Genomic DNA, 6890 nt, shown 5'->3' on the forward strand with positions numbered 1-6890 from the left:
TCACCAGCGAGCGCGCCTCGGACTGTCCTACCTGCCGCAGGAAGCATCGGTTTTCCGCAAGCTCACCGTCGAGCAGAACATTCGCGCCGTGCTCGAACTGCAGACCGGCGAGAACGACAAGCCGCTTGAAAAGCGGCGAAGTGGTCGGGCTGCTCGGGCCGAACGGCGCGGGCAAGACCACCTCGTTCTACATGATCGTGGGCCTCGTTCCGCTCGATGCCGGCGAAATCGAACTCGATGGCACGTCCATCAGCCTGTTGCCGATTCACCAGCGAGCGCGCCTCGGACTGTCCTACCTGCCGCAGGAAGCATCGGTTTTCCGCAAGCTCACCGTCGAGCAGAACATTCGCGCCGTGCTCGAACTGCAGACCGGCGAGAACGACAAGCCGCTTTCCAAGCAAGCCATAACGGATCGTGCAGAAGCCTTGCTGGACGAACTGCAGATCGCACATTTGCGTGCGAACCCGGCGCTCTCGCTTTCAGGCGGTGAACGCCGTCGCGTGGAAATCGCCCGCGCGCTTGCTACCAATCCGGCTTTCATCCTGCTGGACGAACCGTTTGCCGGCGTCGATCCTATCGCCGTGCTGGAAATCCAGAAGATCGTGAAGTTCCTGAAGCAGCGGAACATCGGCGTGCTGATCACCGACCACAACGTGCGTGAGACGCTCGGCATTTGCGATCACGCGTACATCATCAGCGACGGCAGCGTGCTCGCGGCCGGCGCGCCGAGCGACATCATCGAAAACGAGAGCGTGCGACGCGTGTATCTCGGCGAACATTTCCGCATGTGACGGCGTGGGCTCCGCGCCCGGCGCCAGCCCGATGGGCTGGAAAGCAGGGGTCTGGAGCACCGCCAGCAATTCTTACGTGCCGCCCGCGGGCGGCACGCTTGTTTTTGGCCGATCCCCGCGAGGTTTCGCGCCCGTGGCAAACTCTCTACAATGATTAAAACCTTGCCATGAAAGCCAGCCTCCAACTACGCCTATCGCAGCATCTTGCGCTGACCCCACAACTGCAGCAGTCCATCCGGCTGCTGCAGTTGTCGACGCTCGAATTGCAGCAGGAAGTCGCGATGGCTGTCGCGCAGAACCCGTTGCTCGAAAACGAGGACGACTGGACCACCAGTCCGTTGCGCGTGGCGGCAGACGGCTCGCTGATCACCACAGGCGCTTCGGTGAGCGCGCCCGAGCCCATGATGAGCAACGGCACGTCGTCGAGCAGCAGCACGACCGAGCGCTCGGAAAACGGCGAGCCGCAGGGCGTCGACGAATACAACGGCATGAGTTCGTCGGACAACGGCCCGGATTCCAGTTCGTGGAACCTGGAGGACTACGGCCGCTCGAACAGCGGTTCGGACGACGATGACCTGCCCCCGCTGCAAATCCACGAATCCACGACCACGCTGCGCGATCACCTGATGTCGCAGTTGCGCATGACAAAGGCCAATCAGCGCGATCGTGCGCTGATCACGTTCCTGATCGAATCGCTCGACGAAGACGGTTACCTCACGTCCTCACTCGATGAAGTGAAGGCCGACCTGCCCGACGAACTCGAAGTCGATCTCGACGAGTTGAGCGCTGCGCTCGCACTGCTGCAAAGTTTCGATCCGCCGGGTGTCGGCGGGCGTTCGGCATCGGAATGTCTCAAGCTGCAGCTTCTCAGGCTCGAATCGACGCCTATCAGGACGCTGGCGCTGGATATCGTCATGCATCATCTCGAGCTGCTCGCCGCGCGCGATTTCACGCGCCTTCGCAAGCAGCTCAAAGCCTCCGATGACGCATTGCGGGACGCCCACCTGCTGATCCGTTCGCTCGAACCATTTCCCGGTGCGGCGTTCGGCAAGAGCGAGGCGGATTACGTGGTTCCCGACATTCTGGTGCGCAAGATGTCGAGCGGATGGACTGCGGAATTGAATCCGGAAATCGTTCCTCGGCTGCGAATCAATCACCTTTACGCGAATATTCTGCGCAACAATCGCGGTGATCCGGGCAGCGGTTCGTTGCGTCAGCAACTGCAGGAAGCACGCTGGTTAATTAAGAATATTCAACAAAGATTCGAGACAATTCTTCGCGTGGCGCAAGCAATTGTGGAGCGTCAGAAGAACTTTTTCGCGCACGGTGAAATTGCAATGCGGCCCTTGGTTTTGAGGGAGATTGCTGATACGCTGGGTTTACACGAATCCACTGTCTCACGTGTGACAACCGGCAAGTACATGCTGACCCCGTTCGGGACGCTTGAATTCAAGTACTTCTTCGGATCGCACGTTTCTACCGACACGGGTGGCGCGGCATCGTCAACGGCGATCCGGGCACTCATCAAGCAACTGATAGGAGCCGAAGACTCAAAATCTCCTCTTTCAGACAGCCGCATCGCCGAATTGCTGGCGGAACAAGGGTTCGTGGTGGCACGCCGCACGGTGGCCAAATATCGCGAAGCCCTGAAAATTCCGGCAGTGAACCTGCGAAAGTCTCTGTAGCCCGCTGCATGTTGCGGCGGGCCTTTACCGGCCGCGTCGCGAACACGCGAACGAGCCGGCCGATGCGTTCCCGATCCGTTCAGCCATCAGCAACAATGGCCAACCACGGGCGCAGCGACCGGTTTTCAGCAGCGCACAAGCGACCAGGCGGCCATTAGCTTGGAGAGCAACTATGAATCTGCAGATCAGTGGACACCATCTCGAATTGACGCCTGCGTTGCGAGAATATGTGATCACCAAACTGGATAGAGTGCTTCGGCACTTCGATCAGGTGATCGACGGCAGTGTGGTCCTCTCGGTCGACAATCATAGGGAAAAGGACAAGCGGCAGAAGGTCGAAATCAACCTGCACCTGAAGGGCAAGGACATCTTCATCGAAAGTTGTGACGTTGATATGTACGCAGCAATCGACCTGATGGTCGACAAGCTGGATCGGCAGGTCCTGCGCCATAAGGACAAGATCCAGGGCCATGCGCATGCAACAATGAAGTACGAACCGCAAGAAAGCGAAGCGCCTGCGCCGTAAGTTGCCGGGCACGTTTTAGAGGTTTGTATCGAAAGCGTGGGCAGCGCATCAGCTTGAAGGATTTTCCTGATGCGCCGGGTTCGGACAAGCAGCACCGAACCCGCCTTCCCACAGCAGCCGCCTGACAGCAGGCGGCTTTTTTGTCTCCGGCAGTTGCGGTGTTGCGTTGGTGGTACCAAACGTTGGCGCCGTATTGCGCGCCGCACCATCGCTGATGACGCTGTTCTATAATGGTCCGGGTAATACCGGGGTTGTTAATCGGAATGAAACGAGCGGGTCGAGGCTGAAATTGGGTCTTCCGCGCATTCCTAACCAAAATCGCCGTGCGCGCTCAGTGCCATTTCGAGCTTCTGAAGTCGCCACCGTGAGGAGAATTCAGGCCACGCATCTGCCTGCCAACATGAATCGTTTAGCCAAATTTCTTCCCCTCGAAAATGTCGTCCTCGGACTGTCCGTCACCAGCAAGAAACGTGTATTCGAGCAAGCGGGCCTGATCTTCGAGAATCAGAACGGCATTGGCCGCAGCACCGTTACCGACAATCTCTTCGCGCGCGAGCGCCTCGGCTCGACCGGTCTGGGCGAAGGCGTTGCCATCCCCCACGGACGCATCAAGGGCCTGAAGCATCCGCTCGCCGCTTTCGTGCGCCTCGCCGAGCCGATCGCCTTCGAGTCGCCAGATGGTCAGCCTGTGTCGCTGCTGATCTTTTTGCTCGTGCCCGAGCAGGCCACGCAGCAACACCTCGAAATCCTGTCGGAGATTGCACAGTTATTGTCCGATCGGGACACGCGTGAACGCCTGAACACCGAAGAAAACCGTGAGGCGCTGCACCAGCTTCTCACGCAATGGCAGGCCTGAACCCGTCAAATCTGCTCGAAACCACGCATACGGCGCGAGCAGCCCTCTCGCGCCGGCGGCCCTTCTAGCGCACAATCAGTCCTATTGAGCGGAGCACTGAAAGGGCCAACCCCGGCCCTCTCGGTCGCCCAGCGCTCGCGGCCCCTCACGGAGTTCCGGCCTCATGGATACGTCCAGCATCAATGCCCAGAGTATTTTCGACGACAACGCGGCCGCGCTCAAACTGAGCTGGCTGACGGGTCACGAAGGCTGGGAACGCGGCTTCTCGACAGAGACGGTCGCCAATGCAACATCGAGTGCCGATCTGGTCGGCCACTTGAACCTGATTCACCCCAACCGAATCCAGGTGCTCGGCGACGCCGAAATCACCTATTACCAGCGTCAGTCCGACGAAGATCGCTCGCGCAACATGGCCGAGCTGATCGCGCTAGAACCGCCTTTCCTGGTAGTTGCGGGCGAAGTCGGGGCGCCACCGGAACTGGTTCTGCGCTGCACGCGCTCGTCCACGCCGCTGTTCACCACGCGCATGTCGGCGGCAGCTGTGATCGACAGCCTGCGGCTCTACATGTCGCGGATCCTCGCGCCGCGCGCCACGCTTCATGGCGTGTTTCTCGATATCCTCGGCATGGGCGTGCTGCTGACGGGCGACTCGGGACTCGGCAAAAGCGAACTCGGGCTTGAGTTGATCAGCCGTGGTCACGGTCTTGTCGCGGACGACGCCGTAGACTTCGTGCGCCTAGGTCCGGATTTTGTCGAAGGACGGTGCCCGCCGCTGCTGCAGAACCTGCTCGAAGTCCGCGGCCTTGGCTTGCTGGACATCAAGACCATCTTTGGTGAAACCGCGGTTCGGCGGAAAATGAAGCTCAAGCTGATCGTTCAGCTCGTGCGCCGGCCGGACGGCGAATTCCAGCGCCTGCCGCTGGAAAGCCAGGCGGTCGATGTGCTCGGCTTGCCGATCAGCAAAGTCACCATTCAGGTGGCGGCCGGCCGAAATCTCGCCGTGCTCGTCGAAGCCGCAGTGCGCAACACGATCCTGCAACTGCGGGGTATCGATACCTTGCGGGACTTCATGGATCGTCAGCGTCTTGCCATGCAGGACCCGGAGAGCCAGTTCCCCGGCAAGCTGATCTGACCGGCTGATATCGAGCACCAAGCCCGCGACGTCTGGACCCGAACTTTCGCCCATTCTGACGAGTCCTCATTCATGCGCATCATCCTGATTACCGGCATTTCCGGCTCCGGCAAATCCGTCGCCTTGAACGCGCTCGAAGACGCCGGTTACTATTGCGTCGACAACTTGCCGCCGCGCTTCTTGCCCGAGCTTGCAACGTATCTCGACTCCAAAGGGCAGGCGCGCCTCGCGGTTGCCATCGACGCCCGTTCCAGCCGTTCGCTCGACGAAGTCCCGGCCATCATCAACGGTCTCACGCAATCCTTCGATGTGCGCGTGCTGTTCCTCAACGCCAGCACGCAGTCGCTGATCCAGCGTTTTTCCGAGACGCGCCGCCGTCACCCCTTGTCCGGTTCGCCCACGCACGACGCCGACGTCGGCCTGCACACGTCGCTTGGCGAAGCGATCGAACGGGAACGCGAACTGGTGTCAGGGCTCGCGGAATTCGGCCATCAGATCGACACCAGCAACCTGCGCGCGAACGTGTTGCGCGCGTGGGTGAAAAGCTTCGTGGAGCAGGAAACGGCCGGGCTGACGCTGATGTTCGAGTCGTTCGGATTCAAGCGCGGCGTGCCACTCGACGCCGATTTCGTCTTCGATGTCCGCACGCTCCCCAATCCCTATTACGACCGCGAGCTGCGGCCGCTGACGGGCCTGGACCAGCCGGTGATCGATTTCCTGTCGGCCCAGCCGATGGTTCATCAGATGATCGACGACGTCGGCACGTTCATTGCGAAATGGTTGCCGCAGTTTCGCGAAGACAACCGCAGTTACCTCACGGTCGCGATCGGCTGCACGGGCGGCCAGCACCGCTCGGTGTTCATCGCCCAGACGCTGGCCGCGCGTTTCGGCGAAAGCGCCAATGTGATCGTGCGGCATCGCGACGCACCCATCGCCGTCGATGGAAACGTCGCACCCTTGCAAACCTGATCGCCTTCGGGCGGCCTTTTTAGAAGAAGCGTGCGATGTCCACCAATCCCCTTCTCTCCGACCTGCCGCTGTTTCCCCTGCACACCGTGCTGTTTCCCGGTGGCCATCTCCCTCTGAAGATCTTCGAAGCGCGTTATCTCGACATGGCGCGCGCGTGCCTGCGCGAGGGCACGCCGTTTGGCGTCTGCTTGCTGAAAAGCGGGAACGAGATCGCGTCGCCGGGAGATCCATCCGTGCCGGAAAGCATTGGATGCCTGGCCGAAATCACGCAATGCGACGTGGACACGTTCGGCATGCTGCTGATCCAGGCGCGCGGCACGACGCGGTTCCGGCTGCTTTCGCATCGCGTGGACCCGAGCAACCTGATGGTCGGCGTGGCGGAGACGATTGGCGACGACGCGCCGCTGGAAAACGCCGAAGCGCTGGTGAAGTTCGGTGCGTGCGCGGAGGTTCTGGAGCGGATCATCGAAGCAATCAAGGCGCGTGACCCGAAGGACCTGCCCTTCATCGAACCGTTCCTGCTCGATGACCCGACGTGGGTATCGAACCGTTTGTCCGAGATTCTGCCAATACCCATGCGCGCCCGGCAAAAGCTGATGGAACTGGAAGATGCTGCGGCACGTATCGACGTGGTGCATCACTACATGCAGCAGCACCAGTTGCTTTAAAGCAGCGAGCCCTGCAGCGCGTCGAGGAGTTTGCGCACCGGCGCCGGCACGCCGTAAGCATCGATATTCGATAACGGCGCCCAGACCGTGTGGTTGTCGGCGAGTTCTGCTGCGGCATCCGCGCGCCCAAGACGCGGCTCAATGTCCAGCTTGAAATGCGTGAACGTATGCGTGAACGGGCTCAGGCGCTGAAGCGTGTCCGTGCCGCCGAGGCTGTGCGCGACGGCAATCAGAGCGTCTTCATCTGCGGCTTCGGGAAGGCT

Annotated in this window: 8 protein-coding genes; 7 read left to right on the forward strand and 1 reads right to left on the reverse strand. The window is 60.7% G+C overall.

The features are described from left to right. Positions 1-125 precede the first annotated feature (125 nt). From lptB to ACRXB1_RS26640, 7 genes are all read left to right on the forward strand, one after another. The gene (gene lptB, locus ACRXB1_RS26610; protein WP_449493733.1) at positions 126-791 is read left to right on the forward strand and encodes an LPS export ABC transporter ATP-binding protein; all 666 of its coding nucleotides are present in this window, start codon (positions 126-128) and stop codon (positions 789-791) included. A 167-nt stretch (positions 792-958) separates the two neighbouring features. After that, positions 959-2476, forward strand: coding sequence for an RNA polymerase factor sigma-54 (locus ACRXB1_RS26615; RefSeq protein ID WP_061998369.1), 1518 nt, complete (start codon positions 959-961; stop codon positions 2474-2476). A 172-nt stretch (positions 2477-2648) separates the two neighbouring features. After that, on the forward strand, positions 2649-3002 hold the full coding sequence (gene hpf, locus ACRXB1_RS26620) for a ribosome hibernation-promoting factor, HPF/YfiA family (protein ID WP_056357928.1): 354 nt from the start codon (positions 2649-2651) through the stop codon (positions 3000-3002). Between the two features lie 400 nt (positions 3003-3402). Further along, positions 3403-3858: a PTS IIA-like nitrogen regulatory protein PtsN gene (ptsN, locus tag ACRXB1_RS26625; RefSeq protein ID WP_061998368.1), complete on the forward strand. Its 456-nt coding sequence runs from the start codon at positions 3403-3405 to the stop codon at positions 3856-3858. 163 nt (positions 3859-4021) lie between these two features. After that, positions 4022-4990: an HPr(Ser) kinase/phosphatase gene (gene hprK, locus ACRXB1_RS26630; RefSeq protein WP_031357600.1), complete on the forward strand. Its 969-nt coding sequence runs from the start codon at positions 4022-4024 to the stop codon at positions 4988-4990. Positions 4991-5062: 72 nt separating this feature from the next. Continuing rightward, positions 5063-5959 carry an RNase adapter RapZ gene (rapZ, locus tag ACRXB1_RS26635; protein ID WP_062168901.1) on the forward strand — a complete coding sequence of 299 codons (897 nt, stop codon included), beginning with the start codon at positions 5063-5065 and terminating at the stop codon, positions 5957-5959. A 35-nt stretch (positions 5960-5994) separates the two neighbouring features. Then, complete coding sequence (locus tag ACRXB1_RS26640) at positions 5995-6627, forward strand: LON peptidase substrate-binding domain-containing protein (RefSeq protein ID WP_449493734.1); 633 nt, start codon at positions 5995-5997, stop codon at positions 6625-6627. Here the strand turns inward: ACRXB1_RS26640 and ACRXB1_RS26645 are convergent. After that, positions 6624-6890: NUDIX domain-containing protein (locus ACRXB1_RS26645; protein ID WP_449493735.1), on the reverse strand; the 267-nt coding region annotated here is incomplete at its 5' end. The two genes, ACRXB1_RS26640 and ACRXB1_RS26645, sit on opposite strands and share 4 nt — an antisense overlap.

It is taken from the genome of Caballeronia sp. M23-90, assembly GCF_053574605.1.